Origin of the sequence: Pseudomonas anguilliseptica (genome assembly GCF_021375795.1) — a bacterium.
Taxonomy (GTDB): domain Bacteria; phylum Pseudomonadota; class Gammaproteobacteria; order Pseudomonadales; family Pseudomonadaceae; genus Aquipseudomonas; species Aquipseudomonas anguilliseptica_A.
The window spans coordinates 1295688-1315355 of the sequence record NZ_JAEIOI010000001.1; the positions used below are offsets into that span (position 1 = coordinate 1295688).

At 59.7% G+C, this 19668-nt stretch carries 21 protein-coding genes; 15 read left to right on the forward strand and 6 right to left on the reverse strand.

Features of this window, described 5'->3' with window-relative positions; translation table 11 throughout:
* Positions 1 to 31: 31 nt before the first annotated feature.
* On the forward strand, positions 32 to 148 hold the full coding sequence (gene ccoM / locus IOD17_RS19365; RefSeq protein WP_325175658.1) for a cytochrome c oxidase subunit CcoM: 117 nt from the start codon (positions 32 to 34) through the stop codon (positions 146 to 148).
* 171 nt (positions 149 to 319) lie between these two features.
* Here the strand turns inward: ccoM and glpD are convergent, their stop codons facing one another.
* Positions 320 to 1861, reverse strand: coding sequence for a glycerol-3-phosphate dehydrogenase (gene glpD / locus IOD17_RS05995; RefSeq protein ID WP_233684157.1), 1542 nt, complete (start codon positions 1859 to 1861; stop codon positions 320 to 322).
* Between the two features lie 167 nt (positions 1862 to 2028).
* Entirely contained in the window at positions 2029 to 2787 is a 759-nt protein-coding gene (locus tag IOD17_RS06000; RefSeq protein ID WP_233684158.1) for a DeoR/GlpR family DNA-binding transcription regulator, read from the reverse strand.
* Positions 2788 to 2883: 96 nt separating this feature from the next.
* Between IOD17_RS06000 and ybaK the strand changes: the two genes are divergently transcribed.
* The 4 genes from ybaK (at position 2884) to IOD17_RS06020 (ending at position 6655) form a co-directional block, all read left to right on the forward strand.
* Positions 2884 to 3354 carry a Cys-tRNA(Pro) deacylase gene (gene ybaK / locus IOD17_RS06005; RefSeq protein ID WP_233684159.1) on the forward strand — a complete coding sequence of 157 codons (471 nt, stop codon included), beginning with the start codon at positions 2884 to 2886 and terminating at the stop codon, positions 3352 to 3354.
* Between the two features lie 39 nt (positions 3355 to 3393).
* Positions 3394 to 4881 carry a glycerol kinase GlpK gene (gene glpK, locus IOD17_RS06010; RefSeq protein ID WP_233684160.1) on the forward strand — a complete coding sequence of 496 codons (1488 nt, stop codon included), beginning with the start codon at positions 3394 to 3396 and terminating at the stop codon, positions 4879 to 4881.
* A 44-nt stretch (positions 4882 to 4925) separates the two neighbouring features.
* On the forward strand, positions 4926 to 5702 hold the full coding sequence (locus IOD17_RS06015; RefSeq protein ID WP_233684161.1) for a substrate-binding periplasmic protein: 777 nt from the start codon (positions 4926 to 4928) through the stop codon (positions 5700 to 5702).
* Positions 5703 to 5836: 134 nt separating this feature from the next.
* Positions 5837 to 6655 carry a PhzF family phenazine biosynthesis protein gene (locus IOD17_RS06020; RefSeq protein WP_233684162.1) on the forward strand — a complete coding sequence of 273 codons (819 nt, stop codon included), beginning with the start codon at positions 5837 to 5839 and terminating at the stop codon, positions 6653 to 6655.
* Here the strand turns inward: IOD17_RS06020 and IOD17_RS06025 are convergent.
* Both IOD17_RS06025 and argF read right to left on the reverse strand, forming a co-directional pair.
* Complete coding sequence (locus IOD17_RS06025; RefSeq protein ID WP_233684163.1) at positions 6652 to 7758, reverse strand: ABC transporter ATP-binding protein; 1107 nt, start codon at positions 7756 to 7758, stop codon at positions 6652 to 6654. The two genes, IOD17_RS06020 and IOD17_RS06025, sit on opposite strands and share 4 nt — an antisense overlap.
* On the reverse strand, positions 7755 to 8675 hold the full coding sequence (gene argF / locus IOD17_RS06030; RefSeq protein WP_233684164.1) for an ornithine carbamoyltransferase: 921 nt from the start codon (positions 8673 to 8675) through the stop codon (positions 7755 to 7757). The genes IOD17_RS06025 and argF overlap by 4 nt, the downstream gene beginning before the upstream one ends.
* Before the next feature lie 310 nt (positions 8676 to 8985).
* Here argF and IOD17_RS06035 point away from each other — a divergent pair, with 310 nt between their 5' ends.
* Both IOD17_RS06035 and grxD read left to right on the forward strand, forming a co-directional pair.
* Complete coding sequence (locus IOD17_RS06035) at positions 8986 to 11094, forward strand: molybdopterin oxidoreductase family protein (RefSeq protein ID WP_233684165.1); 2109 nt, start codon at positions 8986 to 8988, stop codon at positions 11092 to 11094.
* 120 nt (positions 11095 to 11214) lie between these two features.
* Complete coding sequence (gene grxD / locus IOD17_RS06040; RefSeq protein WP_233684166.1) at positions 11215 to 11541, forward strand: Grx4 family monothiol glutaredoxin; 327 nt, start codon at positions 11215 to 11217, stop codon at positions 11539 to 11541.
* 117 nt (positions 11542 to 11658) lie between these two features.
* Here grxD and bfr read toward each other — a convergent pair whose 3' ends face one another.
* On the reverse strand, positions 11659 to 12129 hold the full coding sequence (bfr, locus tag IOD17_RS06045) for a bacterioferritin (protein ID WP_090248283.1): 471 nt from the start codon (positions 12127 to 12129) through the stop codon (positions 11659 to 11661).
* A 273-nt stretch (positions 12130 to 12402) separates the two neighbouring features.
* Positions 12403 to 12621 carry a bacterioferritin-associated ferredoxin gene (locus IOD17_RS06050; RefSeq protein ID WP_233684167.1) on the reverse strand — a complete coding sequence of 73 codons (219 nt, stop codon included), beginning with the start codon at positions 12619 to 12621 and terminating at the stop codon, positions 12403 to 12405.
* Between the two features lie 337 nt (positions 12622 to 12958).
* Here IOD17_RS06050 and flgB point away from each other — a divergent pair, with 337 nt between their 5' ends.
* The 8 genes from flgB (at position 12959) to IOD17_RS06090 (ending at position 19635) form a co-directional block, all read left to right on the forward strand.
* Entirely contained in the window at positions 12959 to 13366 is a 408-nt protein-coding gene (gene flgB / locus IOD17_RS06055) for a flagellar basal body rod protein FlgB (RefSeq protein WP_233684168.1), read from the forward strand.
* A gap of 15 nt (positions 13367 to 13381) precedes the next feature.
* Complete coding sequence (gene flgC / locus IOD17_RS06060) at positions 13382 to 13825, forward strand: flagellar basal body rod protein FlgC (protein ID WP_233684169.1); 444 nt, start codon at positions 13382 to 13384, stop codon at positions 13823 to 13825.
* Positions 13826 to 13850: 25 nt separating this feature from the next.
* On the forward strand, positions 13851 to 14519 hold the full coding sequence (flgD, locus tag IOD17_RS06065; protein ID WP_233684170.1) for a flagellar hook assembly protein FlgD: 669 nt from the start codon (positions 13851 to 13853) through the stop codon (positions 14517 to 14519).
* Positions 14520 to 14562: 43 nt separating this feature from the next.
* Positions 14563 to 15879, forward strand: a complete 1317-nt coding sequence (gene flgE, locus IOD17_RS06070; RefSeq protein WP_233684171.1) for a flagellar hook protein FlgE — start codon at positions 14563 to 14565, stop codon at positions 15877 to 15879.
* Positions 15880 to 16084: 205 nt separating this feature from the next.
* Entirely contained in the window at positions 16085 to 16825 is a 741-nt protein-coding gene (locus IOD17_RS06075) for a flagellar basal body rod protein FlgF (protein ID WP_233684172.1), read from the forward strand.
* Positions 16826 to 16871: 46 nt separating this feature from the next.
* The gene (gene flgG / locus IOD17_RS06080) at positions 16872 to 17657 is read left to right on the forward strand and encodes a flagellar basal-body rod protein FlgG (protein WP_233684173.1); all 786 of its coding nucleotides are present in this window, start codon (positions 16872 to 16874) and stop codon (positions 17655 to 17657) included.
* 122 nt (positions 17658 to 17779) lie between these two features.
* Positions 17780 to 18520, forward strand: coding sequence for a flagellar basal body L-ring protein FlgH (gene flgH, locus IOD17_RS06085; RefSeq protein ID WP_233684174.1), 741 nt, complete (start codon positions 17780 to 17782; stop codon positions 18518 to 18520).
* An 11-nt stretch (positions 18521 to 18531) separates the two neighbouring features.
* Positions 18532 to 19635, forward strand: a complete 1104-nt coding sequence (locus tag IOD17_RS06090) for a flagellar basal body P-ring protein FlgI (RefSeq protein WP_233684175.1) — start codon at positions 18532 to 18534, stop codon at positions 19633 to 19635.
* Positions 19636 to 19668: the final 33 nt, after the last annotated feature.

The window sequence follows — 19668 nt, forward strand, 5'->3', positions numbered from 1 at the left end:
ACCCACACAGGCTTCACAGCAGGAGGCAACCATGTTTATCGATGTCGTAGTTCTCGCCGGTATCGGCACCGTCGGTCTGATGGTCGCCTTCTTCGCCGGTGTTGGTTATTTCATCTGGCAGGATTCGCACAAGCGCAAGCAGAGCTGATTCTGTCGGGAAGGATCGATTCAAGGCCCACGCAGCAGGCTTTGAATTGGTTCGAAAGGGGCACGCAAGGCAATTTGGGCGACTTAGGTCGCCCTTTTTTATGCCTGCCATCCATGGTGGTCACGCTACGGGCCGTCGTTATTTAGAGCGCTGATTTATCTGCGCGGATGCTCAGGCAGCGTGTGCATCGCCTGGGCTGTGCGGTGACTCGAGGCGCAGGTAGCTGTCCAGCCGCGCCTGCTGCGATGCGTTGGTGAACAGGCCGAGCTTGCTGCGCCGCCAGAGAATGTCATCCGCCTGCATGGCCCATTCTTCCTGGCACAGGTAGTCGACCTCACGCGCATACAGCCCGCCGCCCAGGTGTTCGCCCAGGTCGCTGAGGTTGCTCACGCCTTTGAGCATGACCCAACTGCGGCTGCCGTAGCTGCTGGCCCAGCGCCGCGCCAGTGAGGTGGGCAGCCATCCGAAACGTTCGCATAGGGCTTCGACCAGCGCGCTCTGGCTGTCTAGTTGTTCGGCACCGGGCAACAGGCTGCTGGCCGTCCAGCTTGGGCCCATTTTTGGGAAAAACGGTGCCAGTTGTGCCAGCGCCGATTCGGCGAGCTTGCGGTAGGTGGTGAGCTTGCCGCCGAACACCGAGAGCAGCGGTGCTTCGCCGGGATGGGCAGACAGCGACAAGGTGTAGTCGCGGGTGACTGCCGATGGATCGTCCGATTCGTCGTCGCACAGCGGCCGCACACCGGCATAGGTGTGCAGGATATCGCTGCGCTGAACCTGCTTCTTGAAGTGGGCGTTGACCACATTCAGCAGGTAGTCGGTTTCTTCATCGGTGATCGCTACTTTGGCCGGGTCACCCTGGTACTCGCGGTCCGTGGTACCGATCAGGGTGAAGCGCTCCTGATAGGGGATGGCAAAGACGATGCGGCGGTCTTCGTTTTGCAGGATGTAGGCCTGCTCACCGTCGAACAGGCGCGGCACGACGATATGGCTGCCCTGGATCAGGCGAATGCCATAGGGTGATTCCTGTTTCAGGTCTTCGCGGATAAATTTTGCGACCCAGGGGCCGGCAGCATTCACCAGAGCGCGGGCGCGAATCGAGAACAGGCTGCCGTCGCTGCGTTCCAGATGGATATGCCACAAGCCTTTGCTGCGCCGGGCGCTGACGCAACGGGTGCGAGTATGAATGTGCGCGCCTTGCTCGCGGGCTGCCATGGCATTGAGAACCACCAGACGGGCGTCATCGACCCAGCAATCGGAATATTCGAAACCGCGACTGATCTCGGCCTGCAGCGGGCTACCGGCGCCGAAACGCAGGCTGCGTGAACCGGCAAGCTTCTCGCGCTTGCCCAGGTGGTCATAGAGAAACAGCCCGGCACGGATCATCCAGGCCGGCCGCAGGTGCGGGCGGTGCGGCAGGATAAAGCGCAGTGGCTTGACGATATGCGGGGCCATGTTCAGCAGCACTTCACGCTCGGCTAATGCCTCGCGCACCAGGCGGAACTCGTAGTGCTCCAGGTAGCGCAGGCCGCCATGGATCAGTTTGCTGCTGGCCGACGAGGTGTGTTGCGCCAGGTCGTCCTTTTCACAAAGGAACACGGACAGGCCGCGCCCAGCAGCATCGGCGGCAATCCCGACACCATTGATACCGCCGCCGATCACGGCAAGGTCATAGACTTCAGCGAGTGGGGTAAGGCTGGCAGAACGAGTCGGCATGGCGGCACCAGAAAGTCAGTATTGAACCTTAAATGTTCACTTTCGAAAATATGCTAGTCGAATATGCACGGCTTCGCCACCCCGAAGTGCGTTTTCGCGCCCGGCGGTTGTCAGGTGTCGGTAATGGGGTATTTGGTTAGGCAGGTGCCTGGCCGGTGCTGTCGGGCTTACACCAGGTCGAGGTGCACCTTGTGCTCGCTGAGCAGGCGGTTGATTGCCGCGGACGGCGCCGCGTCGGTAAACACGCGGTCAACCAGGGCGACCGAGCCCAGGCGCACCACGGCGTTGCGGCCGAACTTACTGGAGTCGACGGCGAGAAACACCTGGCGCGCATTGCTGATGATGGCTTGGGAAACCCGTACTTCTTGGTAATCGAAGTCGAGCAGGCTGCCGTCTTCATCGATGCCACTGATGCCGACCAGGGCGAAATCGACCTTGAACTGCTGGATAAAATCCACCGCCGCCTGGCCGACGATCCCGCCGTCGCTGCGCACTGTGCCGCCGGCCAACAGCACTTCGAAATCAGCCTTGGCGCTGAGCTGGGCGGCCACATGCAGGTTGTTGGTGATGATCTTCAGGCCTTTGTGGCCGAGCAACTCACGGGCAATGGCTTCGGTGGTGGTGCCAATGTTGATGAAGAGCGAGGCGTGGTCGGGAATTTGCGCAGCAATCGCGACCGCAATGCGTTGTTTTTCATCGCGCATCTGCCCGGCGCGCATGCTGTAGGCGGTGTTCTGCGTGCTGGAGCTTTCACTGGCTGCGCCACCGTGGGTGCGGCGCAGCAGACCTTGCTCGGCGAGCTGATTGATGTCGCGGCGGATGGTTTGCGGGGTAACGGCAAACGCCTGGGCCAATTCGTCGATGCTGACATAGCCGCGTTCGCGGGCGAGTTCGAGAATGTCGTGCTGGCGGGGCGGCAGGGTCATGAAAACTCCTCGGAAGTGCGCGGCATTATAGGCTGTCGTCGCGGCCAAATTGGGCTAAGGTACGCCAACTTTGTCAGATTGTTTTCACATTCGAACATGACGCCTGCCATCGATCTGCTGAAAAAAGCCAAGGCTGCGCACCAGGTGCACAGTTATCACCACGACCCCAAGGCGGCTTCCTATGGCCTGGAAGCGGCGGAAAAGCTCAACCTTGAGCCTGCTCAGGTGTTCAAGACGCTACTGGCCGCCAGTGAGAAAGGCGAGTTGCTGGTCGCGGTAGTGCCGGTCGCCGGTACGCTTGATCTGAAAGCCCTGGCGCAGGCCGCCGGGGTAAAGAAAGCCGATATGGCTGACCCCAATGCAGCGCAGCGCGCGACCGGTTACCTGCTCGGTGGCATCAGCCCGCTGGGGCAAAAGAAGCGTTTGCGTACTTTTATCGATGAATCGGCACAGCAGTTCCCCAGCATTTATGTCAGCGCCGGGCGGCGTGGACTGGAGGTGCAACTGGACGCTGCTGTGCTGGCACAACTGACCCAGGCCGTGTTCGCACCCATTGGCCGCCTCTGAACACGTCGCTCGACGCCCATAACAATAAGGAAACCTTGTATGTCTCATTACCTGCTTGCCATCGACCAGGGCACCACCAGCAGCCGGGCGATTGTCTTCAGTGCCCAGGGCCTGCCCGTTGCGCGTGCTCAGCAGGAATTCAAGCAGTACTTCCCGCAGGATGGCTGGGTTGAGCATGACGGCGAAGAACTGTGGTTGAGCACCCTCAAGGTCTGCCGCGAAGCGCTTAAACAGAGCGGCCTGAGCGCCAGTGATGTGGCGGCCATCGGCATTACTAACCAGCGTGAAACCACCCTGGTGTGGGATGCGCAGACCGGTACACCGATCCATCCGGCGATTGTCTGGCAGGACCGGCGTACCGCCGACTATTGCGCCGAGCTCAAAGAGGCCGGGCATGAGGCGACTGTGGCGGCCAAAACCGGGCTGTTGATCGATCCGTATTTCTCGGCCACCAAGCTGCGCTGGATTCTGCAGAAGGTCCCCGGTGCCCGCGAGCGTGCTGAACGCGGCGAACTGCGTTTCGGCACCGTGGATTCCTTCCTGCTGTGGCGCCTGACTGGCGGCAAATCGCACAAGACTGACGCCAGCAATGCCTCGCGCACTTTGCTGTTTAACATCCACACCCAGCAGTGGGATGAGGAACTGCTCAAGCTGTTCGAGATTCCCGCCAGCCTTTTGCCCGAAGTGCTCGATTGCGCCGCTGATTTCGGCGTCACCGAAGCCAATCTGCTCGGCGCGGCGATTCCGGTGCTGGGCATGGCCGGTGATCAGCAGGCGGCCTTGATCGGCCAGGCCTGTTTCGAGCCGGGGATGGTCAAGAGCACCTATGGCACCGGCTGTTTCATGATTCAGAACACCGGCAGCACACCGGTTACCTCGAAAAACCGCCTGCTCACCACCGTGGGCTATCGCCTGAATGGCCAGGTCACTTATGCGGTGGAAGGCAGCATCTTCGTCGCTGGCGCTGCGGTGCAATGGCTGCGCGACGGCATCAAGTTGATCAGCCATGCCCGCGATACCGAGGCGATGGCCGAGCAGACCGGTGATGCCTGCGGTGTGTACCTGGTGCCGGCGTTTACCGGCCTGGGTGCGCCGTACTGGGACCCGAAGGCCCGTGGTGCGATATTCGGCCTGACCCGCGACACTGGGATCAAGGAAATCGTCACCGCCGGTCTGCAGTCGGTGTGCTACCAAACCCGTGACCTGCTTGAAGCCATGCGCCAGGACGGCGCGGCCGAACCGAGTGCGCTGCGGGTGGATGGCGGTATGGTGGAGAACAACTGGGTTATGCAGTTTCTCGCCGATATTCTCGGCGTACCGGTAGAGCGTCCGGAAGTAACCGAAACCACGGCGCTGGGCGTGGCCTACCTGGCCGGCTTGCAGGCCGGACTGTATCAGGACCTGGCCAGCATCGCCCGGCATTGGCACCGCCAGCAACGGTTCGAGCCGCGTATGGCCGACAGTCACCGCAGCAAACTCTATGACGGTTGGCTGGATGCGGTGAAAAGAGTGCGCAGCGAAGGCTGAGGGTGGTAAAACTGCCAGCAACCCTATTGCTCGTGGAGCCCTGCATGTCGAGATGGCGCTGGCTGGTTGCGCGTGGATGCATGCTGGTGCTGCTTGCTTGTGCCGGCTTGGCGCGGGCCGAGACGCTGGTGATCGCCGGAGACATCTGGTGCCCCGTGAATTGCCAGCCTGGTTCTGAGCGGCCGGGCATCTTCGTGGAGCTGGCTCGGAAAATCTTTGCCGAGGCGGGTATCGAGGTGCAGTACAAGGCCCTCAACTGGGCGCGTGCCCTGCAGATGGTTCGCCGTGGCGAGTTGAATGCGGCTGTCGGTGCTGGCGTTGAGGATGCCCCGGACTTTCTCTTTGGTGCCACGCCCGTGGCGTCGTCACGTAGTTGCTTTTTTACCTTGCTGGATTCCACCTGGCGCTTCACTGGCGCCGCCTCGCTGGCGCAGCGGCGCCTTGGGGTGATCAATGACTACAGCTATGGCGATGAGCTGAACACCTATATCGCCTTGCACCGCAACGACTCGGAGCGCGTGCAGATTGCTTCCGGGGACAAGGCGCTGGTGTTGAACATCGGCAAGCTGATGCACGGGCGGGTCGATGTGGTGCTGGAAAACGCCTGGGTCATGCAGGCCATGCTGGCCAGTCAGGGGCGTGTTGGCGAGCTGCGCGAGGCCGGTTGTCGGGCGCCGGACGTGCCGATCTACCTGGCGTTCTCACCGGCGCTGGAGTCCAGCCCGCGCTATGTCGCACTCTTCGAGCAAGGCTTGCAGCGTTATCGCGCCAATGGTCGTTTGCAGGCCTTGTTGGCCGCTTATGGTGTCCAGACACCCTGACAGTCCGCACGCTGTGTTGTCTGTGGCTGGGGCATTACGGCGATCTGTATGGTTGTAATTGGCTGCCTCTGTAGTGGGCATGTCGAGTGTGCTTTCGGCATGCTGCAGTCCACGATGACTCCGGAGTGCGACCCATGCAGCTTGAATTTCACCAGGTCGATGCCTTTGCCTCACAACCATTTACCGGCAACCCAGCGATGGTTTATCGCTTGGACAGCTGGCTTGAAGATGGCCTGATGCAGCAGATCGCTGCTGAGCACAACCTGGCGGAAACCGCCTTTGTAGTGAAGAAAGGCGCTGCCTGGCACATCCGCTGGTTTACCCCGAGTGCTGAAGTGCCGCTGTGTGGTCATGCCACTCTGGCCAGCGCGCATGTGCTGTTCGAGGTCTATGGCGAGCCGGGTGAGGTGCTCGATTTCACCTGTTTGTCTGGTGCGTTGCGCGTGACTCGGCAGGGCACGCAGCTGCTGCTGGATTTCCCTGTACGCCGGGCGCAGTCAGGCGCGCTGCGTGCCGAGGTTGAGCAGGCGCTGGGCCAGCCGGTTGAGGAAGTGCTGGCGCTGCATGAGGGGCAGGGGATACAGGAGCTGCTGGCGATTGTGGCGAATGAGGCGGCAGTTCGCGCCTGTCAGCCCGATCTGGCCGCAGTGGCCCGCTTGCCAGGTTTGGGTCTGCTGATCAGTGCGCCGGGTGAGCAGCATGACTTCGTCTCGCGCTATTTCGCGCCGGCCATTGGTATCGATGAAGACCCGGTGACCGGCTCGACCCACTGCATTCTCACGCCCTATTGGGCGCAGCGCTTGGATAAATCTCGGCTGAGCGCCTTCCAGTGTTCGGCTCGCGGTGGTGAGTTGCACTGTGAGCTGGAAGGCGAGCGGGTGAAAATCGCCGGTGAGGCGTTGCTGGTTGCCAGTGGCCGGCTATTGCTGCCCGCCACGTGGGCTGGGGCTTAACTGGCGCTGCTGTAGCGGCGCACGCCCGATTCCCCCAGGTTGACCTGGGCAGCGATGCTGCCGGGAGCGGCAAACACCACCAGATGGTCGGCGGCGACACGAATGCCGACCTGCTGGCCGGGCAGGTGGTCGGCGTGGCTGGGGAAGATCGACTCCAGCTGGCTGCCGGTTGGCAGTTGCAGGCGGTACAGGGTTGCCGCACCGAGGAAGGTCTTGCCGACTATCAGGGCTTTCAGGCTGCTGTCCGGGTCATACACGATATCGTCTGGGCGCAGCAGCACGTCCACCGCACTGCCGGTTGGCCAGGTGTAGGCGCGGTTGCCGCGGATCAGGCCTAGTTCGGTTTGCACGGCATCCGGGCTGAGCAACTGACCGCGAATAAAATAGCCCTGGCCGATAAAGCTGGCGACGAACGGCGTCAGTGGTTCGTGGTAGAGGTTGAAGGGGGTGTCCCACTGCTGCAGCTTGCCCTCATGAAAGACCCCGACATGATCGCTGACGGCGAAGGCTTCTTCTTGGTCATGGGTGACCAGAATCGCGCTGGTGCCGCGTGCCTTGAGGATATCCCGCACCTCGTGGCTGAGACGCCTGCGCAGTTCACCATCCAGGTTGGAAAAGGGCTCGTCGAGCAGCAGCAGTTGCGGCTCTGGCGCCAGGGCGCGAGCCAGGGCCACACGTTGTTGCTGACCACCAGACAGTTCGTGCGGGTAACGCTTGCCCAGGTGGCCGAGCTTGACCAGCTCCAGCAACTCATGGGTGATGCGTTCGCAGTTCGGCTGTTTGCGAATGCCGAAGGCAATGTTCTCTGCCACGCTCAGGTGCGGGAACAGTGCGTAATCCTGAAACACCATGCCGATTCGACGTTTCTCGGGGGCCAGGGTAAAGCCGGCTTTGGAGATGACCTGATCGGCCAGCTGGATTTCGCCTTCCAGCACTGGCTCGAAGCCGGCAATGGCGCGCAGGGTAGTGGTCTTGCCGCAGCCCGAAGGGCCGAGCAGGCAGCCGATATCGCCGGCATTCAGATGCAGATTAAGGTTCTGCACCACCTTGTGTCCGGGGTAACCGCAGCTTAGTTCGCGCAGGTTCAGCAGAGGCTGGCTCATGCGTGGTGGTACGCCGGTTCAACCAGGAATTCGAGCAGTGCCTTCTGTACATGCAGGCGGTTTTCAGCTTGATCCCAGGCTGCTGAGCGCGGGTCGTCGAGCAGGTCTTCGCTGATTTCCTCGCCGCGGTGCGCCGGCAGACAGTGCAGGAACAGCACATCATCGGCGGCCGCATCGAGCAGGGCGCGGTTGACCTGGTAGGGCTGGAACAGCTTGATGCGCTGTGCGGCTTCGTCTTCCTGGCCCATGGAGGCCCATACATCGGTGCTCACCAGGTGGGCGCCGGCCACTGCCGCGCGTGGATCGCGAACGACCTGCACGCGTTCGCCGGCAGCAGCGAGGAATGTGGCGTTCGGCTCATAGCCCTCGGGGCAGGCAACGCGCAGCTGGAAGTCGAACTGCATGGCCGCTTCTATATAAGAGTTGCACATGTTATTGCCGTCGCCGACCCAGGCCACGGTCTTGCCTTTGATGCTGCCGCGATGCTCCTGATAGGTCTGCATGTCGGCCAGCAACTGGCAGGGATGCAGGTCATCGGACAGGCCGTTGATCACCGGCACGCGCGAGTTGGCGGCAAATTCGGTCAGGGTGCTGTGGGCGAAGGTGCGAATCATCACCGCATCAAGCATGCGCGACATGACGATGGCCGCATCGCCAATCGGCTCGCCACGGCCCAGCTGGGTGTCACGCGGGGACAGGAAGATGGCCTGGCCGCCGAGCTGGATCATGCCGGCTTCGAACGACAGGCGGGTACGAGTCGAGGCTTTCTCGAAGATCATGCCCAGTACGCGATTCTTCAGCGGCTCGAACAGTACACCGCGGTTACGCAAGTCCTTCAGCTCCATGCCGCGGCGGATCAGCCCCACCAGTTCATCCGGTGTGCAATCCATCAGCGAGAGAAAGTGTCTTGCGCTCATCATCAACTACCTTTTGACAGCAGGGCGCAGGTTCAATGGCCTGGTGAAATGAAAGAAACGGCAGAACCTGCGGCTGGGGGGCCGCACAATGCGACGAAACGGGGAAGTCGCGATCTTATAAGCAAACGCCGATCAGGCGCAAATTGCCGGCGGTTTATGGGGCTGTGGGGCGTGGGGCTAGACGCATCTATCGGCTGACCTGATGCTGCGCAATTCACGCCGCGAACCCTGCTGGTGCAGGTTCTGATCTGCCGACATAGTTCATGCTTTACGGTGCTTTGTGCGCCGAACCAAAACAAGAGGCCCGGCCATGACCAAGACCCTCCACCACCGTGCATGCCATCTGTGCGAAGCCATTTGCGGCCTGAGCATTGAAACCGAAGTGCAGGACGACGGTTCCACGCAGATCCGTTCGATCAAGGGCGATGCCCAGGACAGTTTCAGTCGCGGCCATATCTGTCCCAAAGCCGTGGCATTGCAGGATATTCAGAATGATCCCGATCGCCTGCGTCAGCCGATGCGCCGGGTGGGCAATGAGTGGCAAGCCATCGACTGGAATGAAGCCTTTGAGCTGGTTGCCGAGCGCCTGAGTGCGATTCAGGCCGCGCATGGGCAGAACGCCGTGGCGGTGTATCAGGGCAACCCGAGCGTGCACAACTACGGCCTGATGACCCACAGCAACTACTTTCTCGGCCAGTTGAAAACCCGCAACCGCTATTCCGCGACCTCGGTCGACCAGTTGCCGCATCACCTGACCAGTCACCTGATGTACGGCCATGGCTTGCTGATCCCGATTCCGGATATTGATCACACCGACTTTATGCTGATTCTCGGTGGCAACCCTCTGGCCTCCAACGGCAGCATCATGACTGTGCCAGATGTGGAGAAGCGCCTGAAGGCCATCCAGAAGCGCGGTGGCAAGCTGGTGGTGGTTGACCCGCGCCGTAGTGAAACCGCCGCAATTGCTGATCAGCATGTGTTTGTCCGTCCGGGGCAGGATGCCGCGCTGCTGTTCGGCCTGCTCAATACTCTGTTCGAAGAAAACCTGGGCCGCGCCAGTCATCTGGCCGTCGATGGGCTGGATGAGGTGCGCCAGGCGATTGCCGGCTTTACTGCCGAAGCTATGAGTGCCCGCTGTGGCGTGCCGGCGCCAACGATTCGCCAGTTGGCACGCGACTTTGCCGCGGCCGAGTCGGCGGTGTGCTACGGCCGCATGGGCGTTTCCACCCAGGCATTTGGCACGCTGTGTCAGTGGCTGGTGCAACTGATCAACCTGGTCACCGGCAATCTGGATCGAGTGGGCGGTGTGCTGTGCACCGAGCCTGCCGTGGATCTGGTGGCCTCGACTTCCGGGGGGCATTTCAATCGTTGGCAGAGCCGGGTATCCAGTTTGCCGGAGTACGGCGGTGAATTGCCGGTGTCGGCTCTGGCCGAGGAGATGCTCACGGCCGGCGAAGGGCAGATACGGGCACTGGTGACGGTGGCGGGCAATCCGGTGCTGTCCACGCCCAATGGCCGTCAGCTTGAGCAGGCGCTGGAGGGGCTGGAATTCATGCTCAGCATCGACTTTTACATCAATGAAACCACCCGTTATGCCGACCTGATCCTGCCGCCGACGGCGCCGCTGGAGCACGATCACTACGACACCACCTTCAATGTGTTTGCTGTACGTAACGTCACCCGCTTTAACGAGGCAGTATTGGCCAAGCCGGCGGGTGCGCTGCATGACTGGGAGATTTTCGTCGGTCTGGCCAAAGCCTTTGCCGCCAAGACCGGCGTGGAACTCAAGCCGACCATGGCCCCGGAGCAGATGATCGACATGGGCCTGCGTTTTGGTGCTTACGGCGACAAGTCGGAACATAAGTTGTCCCTGGCCGCGTTGCGTGAGCACCCCCATGGCCTCGATCTGGGCGCACTCAAACCCAACCTGGCCAGTCGTCTGAAAACCGCCAATAAGCAGGTAGTGGCGGCTCCAGCGGTGATCATGGCTGACCTACCGCGTTTTGCCGAACAGCCGACGGCCAAGGCTGACGAGTTGCTATTGATTGGCCGTCGTCACGTGCGCAGCAATAACTCCTGGATGCACAACTATCACCGCCTGGTAAAAGGCAAACCCCGTCATCAGTTGCTGATGCATCCGGCGGACCTAAGTCAGCGCGGGCTGAGCGATGGCCAGTTGGTGCGGGTGCGCTCGCGGGTGGGGGTGATCGAGGTGGAAGTGGCGGCGAGCGATGAAATGATGGCAGGGGTGGTCAGTCTGCCGCATGGTTGGGGGCATGCGCGGCCGGGCGTGCAGATGGCGATTGCCAGCGAGCAACCAGGTGCCAGTGCCAATGACCTGACCGATGAGCGGCAGCTTGATGCTCTGTCCGGCAATGCGGCATTGAATGGTGTGCCGGTACAGGTTGAGGCTGCTTGAGCAGGTCTTATCTGGCTTGAGGAAAGTGCCTGGGAAGGCCGAGCATTGCGCTCGGCTTTTCGCTACAATGCCGCCACCGTGCCGACCCGTGAGTCGGGAAGTTAAGTCCTGAGGTGCCCAATGGATATCATCGAAACCATCAAAGAGCAGATCGCCAACAACACCGTTCTGCTGTACATGAAAGGCTCGCCGAACGCTCCGCAGTGCGGCTTTTCCTCCAAGGCTGCGCAGGTTGTGATGGCTTGTGGTGAGAAATTCGCCTACGTCGACATTCTGCAAAACCCGGAAATCCGCGCCAATCTGCCCAAATATGCCAACTGGCCAACCTTCCCGCAGCTGTGGGTCGGTGGTGAGCTGGTCGGTGGCAGCGACATCCTGGTGGAAATGTTCGAAAAGGGTGAGCTGCAAACCCTGATCAAGGACGCAGCACAGAAGGCCGGTGCCTGACTCGTCAGCTGTCCTGAAAAACCCCGCGCTGGCGGGGTTTTTTGTGCCTGTTGAACCGAGTGAAATAAAAACGGGAGCCCATGGGCTCCCGTTTTCAGTTGTGCGCGTGGGCGGAGGTTATTCGTCCATCTGCGATTGCAGGTAGTTTTGCAGGCCCACTGCTTCGATCAGGCTGAGCTGGGTTTCCAGCCAGTCGATGTGGTCTTCTTCGGAGCAGAGGATTTCTTCAAGCAGTTCGCGGCTTGCGTAGTCGCCGATGCTTTCGCAGTAGGCAATCGCCGCTTTCAGATCAATATGCGCCTTATGTTCGATCTTCAGGTCGCATTCGAGCATTTCCTTGGTGTTTTCACCGATCAGGATCTTGCCGAGATCTTGCAGGTTCGGCAGGCCTTCGAGAAACAGGATGCGCTTGATCAGCTTGTCCGCGTGCTTCATCTCGTCGATGGATTCGTGATACTCGTGCTCGCCGAGTTTCTTCAGGCCCCAGTCCTCGTACATGCGTGCGTGCAGGAAGTACTGGTTGATCGCGACCAGCTCGTTACCGAGGATCTTGTTCAGATGCTGGATGACTTTCTTGTCGCCTTTCATGTCTGCGCCTGCCTTGCAAGGTGAGTTAGCTCCAAATTCTGGGCCGATGATTTTCGACTGTCAAACCTAAGTGGTTGAATCCAAAGCTAAAATTAATATGAATGCGAATGTTTAAGTTCTGCATCTTGGCGCTAAGGTATTGAATTAAAGGTATAAAAAATACCGGGCGGCATTTCTAACGTTGCCGCAGCGATGACTCGAAGGTTGGCTGCTTGTAGATGTCCGGCCATAAAAAAACCGGACGCGAGGTCCGGTTTCTAAATGCTGATGAAATCAGGCGGCGACGAAACTTGCCGGATAGGCGAGGACGGCCTGGCTGCTCTGCACTTCACTGAGGGTTTCACGTACGACCTGCTTGGCCAGGCAAGCGCATTTGCCGCACTGACTGGCGACGCCAAGGGTGGCCCGTACATCACGGTAGCTGCAGCAGCCTTCGTAGATGGCTTCGCGAATCTGACCGTCAGTTACACCTTCGCAGAGACAGACGTACATGATTGATGCTCGTGGCAGGCAGTTAAGATGCGAAAGATACTAATGTTAATGAGAATGCTTGTCAAAACTGAATGTGATTGTCTGATGAGTGGTGTGTTTGCGCCTGCGATATCTTCTTAAACAGTCAGTGCAGCATGTTGTTCATGGGAGGTGGCAACAACAGCGGGGCCGTTGCCGCTTTGCTTGCCAGTAGCGGAAAGCCTTTGCCGCTTTGCCGCTAAAATTGCTTCGATATTCAAATAAAACATTGAAATATAAATAAAAAATAAAATGGCACACGCCTTGCTTATGGTCTTGCACGGAAAACAGCAACGCCAACTGGCAAAGGTTTCTGACCATGAGCATCAGCTTCAATCGGGCACTCGGTATTCACGAACAGGCACTGGGCTTTCGCGCTCAGCGTGCCGAAGTGTTGGCCAACAACATCGCCAACGCAGACACGCCGCACTACAAGGCGCGTGACCTTGAATTCGCCAGCGTGCTGGCCGAGCAGAGTGCCAAGAGTCAGCGTGGCCAGGTCAGCCTGAACCGCACTAACAGCCAGCATATCCCGGCTGATGGTGTGGCAATGGGCGACGCCAGCCTGGCGTACCGCACGCCGTTGCATCCATCGATTGATCAGAACACCGTCGACCTGCAGATCGAGCAGTCCAACTACGCCGAGAACTCGGTGCAGTTCCAGGCCAGCTTCACCTTTCTCAACAGTAAGTTCAAAGGGCTGGTCAACGCCCTGCGCGGCGAATAACAGGAGCCTGATGCCATGTCACTTGCCAGTGTTTTCAATATCGCCGGAATGGGGATGAGCGCGCAGAGCACTCGCTTGAACACCATCTCCAGCAACATTGCCAACGCCGAGACGGTTTCCTCGAGCATTGATCAGACCTACCGCGCGCGCCATCCGGTGTTTGCCACGGTGTTCCAGTCGGCGCAGGGCGGTGACCGTGGTTCGTTGTTTGCCGATCAGGACAATGCCGGGGTTGGCGTTCAGGTACTTGGCGTGGTCGAGGACCAGAGCACCCTGATGCCGCGCTACGAGCCGAACCACCCATCCGCAGATGAAAACGGCTACGTCTACTACCCCAACGTCAATGTGGTGGAAGAGATGGCAGACATGATCTCTGCCAGCCGGGCCTTTCAGACCAATACCGAAATGATGAACACCGCCAAGCAGATGATGCAGCGCGTGCTGACCCTCGGTCAGTAAGCCAGCGGATAAGGAGCGCAGACCTATGAGCACTGTTGGCGATGTAGCCGGTTCGGTACTGGATAAATACCAGATCAAGAACGAGACCAAGACGAACAAGGACCTCGGCAAGAATGAGTTTCTCAACCTGCTGGTGGCCCAGTTGAATAACCAGAACCCCCTGGAGCCGCAAGGCAATGGCGAGTTTATCGCCCAGCTGGCGCAGTTCAGCCAGGTGGAGGGGATCGAGAAGTTGAACACCAGCATGGGCTCGCTGCTCACCGGTTATCAGTCTTCCCAGGCGTTGCAGGCTTCGTCTCTGGTCGGGCGCAAGGTCATTGTCCCGAGCGACAAGGCGGTGGTTGATACCAGTGAAAGCTTCAAGGCCAGCCTGGTGCTGCCGGTCAGTAGCAGCAACGTGTACGTGAATATCTACGACAAGGCCGGTTCAGTGGTCAGTCGGGTCAATCTGGGTGAGCAGGCTGCCGGCAATGTCAGCTTTATCTGGGATGGCAAAGATGCCAGCGGCAATGTGTTGCCGCCTGGCACCTACAAGTTCGAAGCACAGGCTACCTACGCCGATGGCACCAAGGGCCTCTACACCTTGCTGCCGGCCAACGTCGACAGTGTGACCCTGGGCGGCAAAGAGTTGATGTTGAACCTGGCAGGGCTCGGCAGTGTGCCGATGTCGCAAGTGCAGGTCATTGGTCAGTAACTAACAGGTTTTAACCGCCGGTTGCCCGGCAAAGGAGTCTTCCATGGCGTTCAATATCGGTCTTAGTGGTCTGCGTGCCGCGACCAGTGACCTCAACGTGACCGGCAACAACATCGCCAACGCCGGCACTGCAGGCTTCAAACAGTCGCGTGCCGAGTTTGCCGATGTGTATGCAGCCTCGGTACTGGGTACCGGGAAAAACCCTCAGGGCAGTGGGGTGCTGCTGGGCGATGTGTCGCAGCTGTTCAACCAGGGCAACATCAACTACACGCAGAACGCGCTGGATCTGGCGATCAACGGCAACGGCTTCTTCCAGACCAGCAACAACGGCGATATCAGTTATACCCGTGCGGGCTACTTCGGTACGGACCGTGACGGTTTTATGGTCAACAACTTTGGTTACCGCCTGCAAGGCTATGCCGTTGACGCTGCGGGCAACCTGCAAAATGGTGTGGTCAGTGACCTGCGCATTGAAACGGCCAGCCAGGCGCCGCTGCCAACCAGCAACCTGGACCAGACCTTCAACCTCAACTCGAACAACATCGTCCCGACCACGACGCCGTTCAACCCGGCGGACCCGACGACTTACAACTCGTCGACCTCGACCAACATTTATGACACCCAGGGTAACTCCCACGTATTCACCCAGTACTTCCTCAAGACCGGGCCGAACACCTGGCAGATGAATGTGCTGATTGATGGGCGCAACCCGGATGACCCGACGCTGACCACACCTTCTTCAGTTGATCTGCAGTTCACGGCGGCGGGGCAGCTGGATGTGGCGGCGTTGATTGCGTCGACTCCCACCGGCTTCACCGTTGGAGCCGATGGCACCATCGACCTGACCACCTGGGTGCCGGGTGCGCCGGATAACTCTGTGCCGCCGGTGTGGGGCCCCAACGGTGCTGATGCCAGTGCTACCGGGGTGAATATCGACCTGCGGCAGTCGACCCAGTTCGCCAGCAACTTTGCGGTCAACCGCGTCAGCCAGGACGGTTACACCACCGGCCAACTGGCTGGCCTGGAAATTGATGACACCGGGGTGATCTTCGCGCGCTACACCAACGGTCAGTCAAAGGTCCAGGGGCAGGTGATTCTGGCCAACTTTGCCAACGTGCAAGGTTTGACGCCAGTGGGCAAGACCGCCTGGGTGCAGTCCTTCGAGTCGGGTGAACCGGTACGTGGAACTCCACGCAGTGGCACCCTGGGAGCATTGCAGTCCGGCGCCCTGGAGGATTCCAACGTCGAGCTGTCGGACCAACTGGTCAACCTGATCGTCGCGCAGCGTAACTATCAGGCCAACGCCAAGACCATCGAAACCGAGAGTGCGGTCACCCAGACCATCATCAACCTGCGTTGATGCAGCGTCAGTAGGCAGGCGCAAGACCTGCCGCAGGCGGCAAAAGTACGCCGCCTGGCTGCCTAAAGGGCTCCTTGTGGAGTCCTTTTTATTTTTTAAATCCATATTTATCAGTGTCTTGCTTCAATTTTCCGAATGCTGGCATAGCCATTGCTTTATAGCTTGCATAGAGCAGCGGGCGGCAAGCCCAACTCGGAGAATAACCATGGACAAGATGCTGTACGTTTCCATGACTGGGGCCCACAACAACACCCTGGCCCAGCGTGCCCACGCCAACAACCTGGCGAACATTTCCACCAATGGTTTCCGTCGGGATTTTGAACAGGCCCGCTCGATGCCGATCTTTGGTGACAGTTATCCGGCGCGTGTCTATGCCATGAGTGAACGCCCTGGGACCGACTTCACCCCGGGGTCGCTGCAAGAGACCGGGCGTGACCTGGATGTGGCGGTGGGTGGCAAAGGCTGGCTGGCCGTGCAGGCCCCCGATGGCAGCGAGGCGTACGTGCGCACTGCCAGTCTGAATGTTGATGCGCTGGGTATGTTGCGTACCGGCAATGGCTTGCCGGTGATGGGCAATGCCGGGCCGATTGCGGTCCCCCCGGAGCAGAAAATTGAGATCGGCAAGGACGGCACCATCAGTATCCGCGCCCTCGGCGAGGCGCCCAGCGTGTTGGCTGAGGTGGACCGTCTGAAACTGGTCAATCCAGATCTCAAACAGATGGAAAAAGGCACTGACGGTCTGATCCGCTTCAAGGGCCAGGATCCGGTACAGGCGGATGCGACCATAGAAGTGACCTCGGGCTTCCTCGAGTCGAGCAACGTCAACGCCGTGGAAGAGATGACCGCGATTCTCTCCCTGTCCCGTCAATTCGAGTTGCAAGTGAAGATGATGCGCACCGCCGAAGACAATTCGTCGGCCATGGCGCGCGTCTTGCAGATGACCTAATTACCAGCACGCGGCGTCGTTAAAACGACACCCGAGGAGAATCGATATGCTTCCGGCACTGTGGGTCAGCAAAACCGGTCTGTCCGCTCAGGACATGAACCTGACCACCATTTCCAACAACTTGGCCAACGTCTCGACCACCGGCTTCAAGCGTGATCGTGCCGAGTTTGAAGACCTGCTGTATCAAATCCGTCGCCAGCCCGGCGGTCAGTCCAGCCAGGACAGCCAACTGCCATCCGGTCTGCAATTGGGTACGGGTGTGCGGGTGGTCGGTACGCAGAAGATCTTTACCCAGGGCAGCCTGCAAACCACTGAGCAGCCGCTGGACCTGGCGATCAACGGACGGGGTTTCTTCCAGGTGCTGCTGCCCGATGGCACGGTGTCCTACAGCCGTGACGGTAGCTTCCATCTCAACTCCGATGGACAGGTGGTGACCTCCAATGGTTACGCCCTGGAGCCGGCCATCGTGCTGCCCAACGAAGTGCGCACGTTTAACGTCGGTGAAGACGGCACTGTGTCGGTGACCACCGCCGGTAACCCGCAGCCGCAAATCGTCGGCAACCTGCAGACGGCAGACTTCATCAACCCGGCGGGGCTGGAAGCCATCGGCAACAACCTGTTCCTGGAGACCGCTTCCAGCGGTGCGCCGCAGGTCGGTACGCCGGGGCTCAATGGCCTGGGCGTCATGCTGCAGAACACCCTGGAAAACTCCAACGTCAGTGTGGTCGAGGAGTTGGTGAACATGATCACCACGCAGCGCGCCTATGAGATGAACTCCAAGGTCATCTCCACTGCCGACCAGATGCTCGGCTTTATTTCGCAGAATCTTTGATAGCTAAGGCCGGCTAGTCGCGCAGCGTCTGGCTGGCTTTGAATACGGCAAGGAATGGCTTGAACTGGCACGGGTGGCCGACAGCTGTATAGCCACCCCTGGCAACGCATGAGGTAGTAGAGATGAACCGGCTGATAATCATAAGTGCACTGCTTGGCCCCCTGGCTTTGAGCGGCTGCATGGCACCTGCGCCTAAACCGGATGATCCCTATTACGCGCCCGTGATGCCGCGTACACCACTACCTGCTGCGCAGAACAATGGTTCGATTTATCAGGCCGGCTTTGAGAATGGCTTGTTTGGTGACCGTAAGGCTTATCGGGTGGGTGACATCATCACCATCACCCTGAATGAGCGCACCCAGGCCAGCAAGAACACCAACAGCAAGCTCAGCAAGGACAGCTCGGCCGATCTGGGCGTGCCGAACCTGTTTGGCATGACTGTTTCTCCGCAAAACCCATTGACTGCAATTGGTGGTTTGGGACGTGTTGCGGAGGGTTTGGGGATGACGGCAGATAACCTGAGTTTGGGCTCAAGCTTCGACGCCACCCGCTCGGCCGATGGTTCCGGCCAGGCGGGGCAGAGCAACAGTCTGACTGGCTCGATCACTGTTTCAGTAGCTGAAGTCATGCCCAACGGTATTTTGCTGGTGCGCGGGGAAAAGTGGATGACCCTCAACACCGGTGACGAGTTGGTGCGCATTGCCGGCCTGGTACGGGCGGATGATATTGCCACCGACAACACCGTGTCCTCGACCCGGATTGCCGATGCGCGCATCACCTATTCGGGCACTGGCGCCTTCGCCGATGCTACCCAGCCAGGCTGGATGAGTCGTTTCTTTATTAGCCCAATGTGGCCGTTTTGAGGGTGGCCACTATGAAACTATCCACATACGTGCTGGCTCTCGCTGTCTCGCTGCTGGCTGCGACTGTTCAGGCCGAACGACTTAAGGACCTGGCCAGCATCCAGGGCGTGCGGACTAACCAGTTGATCGGCTACGGCCTGGTCGTAGGCCTCAATGGCAGCGGTGACCAGACTACCCAGACGCCCTTCACCGTGCAGACCTTCAACAACATGATGGCGCAGTTCGGCATCAAGGTGCCGCAGGGCGGCAACGTTCAGTTGAAGAACGTTGCGGCCGTGTCGGTGCATGCCGATCTGCCGGCTTTTGCCAAGCCTGGGCAGACCATCGATATCACCATTTCCTCGATTGGTAACGCCAAGAGCCTGCGGGGCGGCAGCCTGCTGATGACCCCGCTCAAGGGCATCGACGGTAACGTTTACGCGATTGCCCAGGGCAATCTGGTGGTCGGTGGCTTCGATGCCGGTGGCGCCGACGGTTCGCGGATCACCGTCAATGTGCCGTCAGCCGGACGTATACCCGGTGGTGCGACCGTGGAACGGCCGGTGCCGAGCGGTTTCGATCAAGGCAACAGCCTGACCCTCAACCTCAACCGGCCGGACTTCACCACTGCCAAGAACATTGTTGATCACATCAACGAGCTGCTTGGCCCGGGCGTGGCCCAGGCCATCGATGGTGGTTCGATCCGTGTCAGCGCGCCACTTGATCCCAACCAGCGCGTGGATTACCTGTCGATTCTGGAAAACCTCGAGGTCGATGTGGGGCAGGCCGTGGCCAAGGTCATCATCAATTCGCGCACCGGCACCATCGTGATTGGCCAGAACGTCAAGGTGCAGCCGGCGGCGGTGACCCATGGCAGCCTGACCGTGACCATTACCGAAGACCCGATTGTCAGTCAGCCGGATGCTTTGTCCGGTGGCCAGACGGCGGTGGTACCGCGCTCGAAGGTCAATGCCGAGGAAGAAGCCAAGCCGATGTTCAAGTTCGGCCCGGGGACCACGCTGGATGAAATCGTCCGCGCGGTGAATCAGGTAGGCGCATCGCCTTCCGACCTTATGGCCATCCTGGAGGCGCTGAAACAAGCTGGCGCGCTGCAGGCTGACTTGATCGTGATCTAAGGGAGCGTTTGGACGTGACTTCAGTTATTTCAC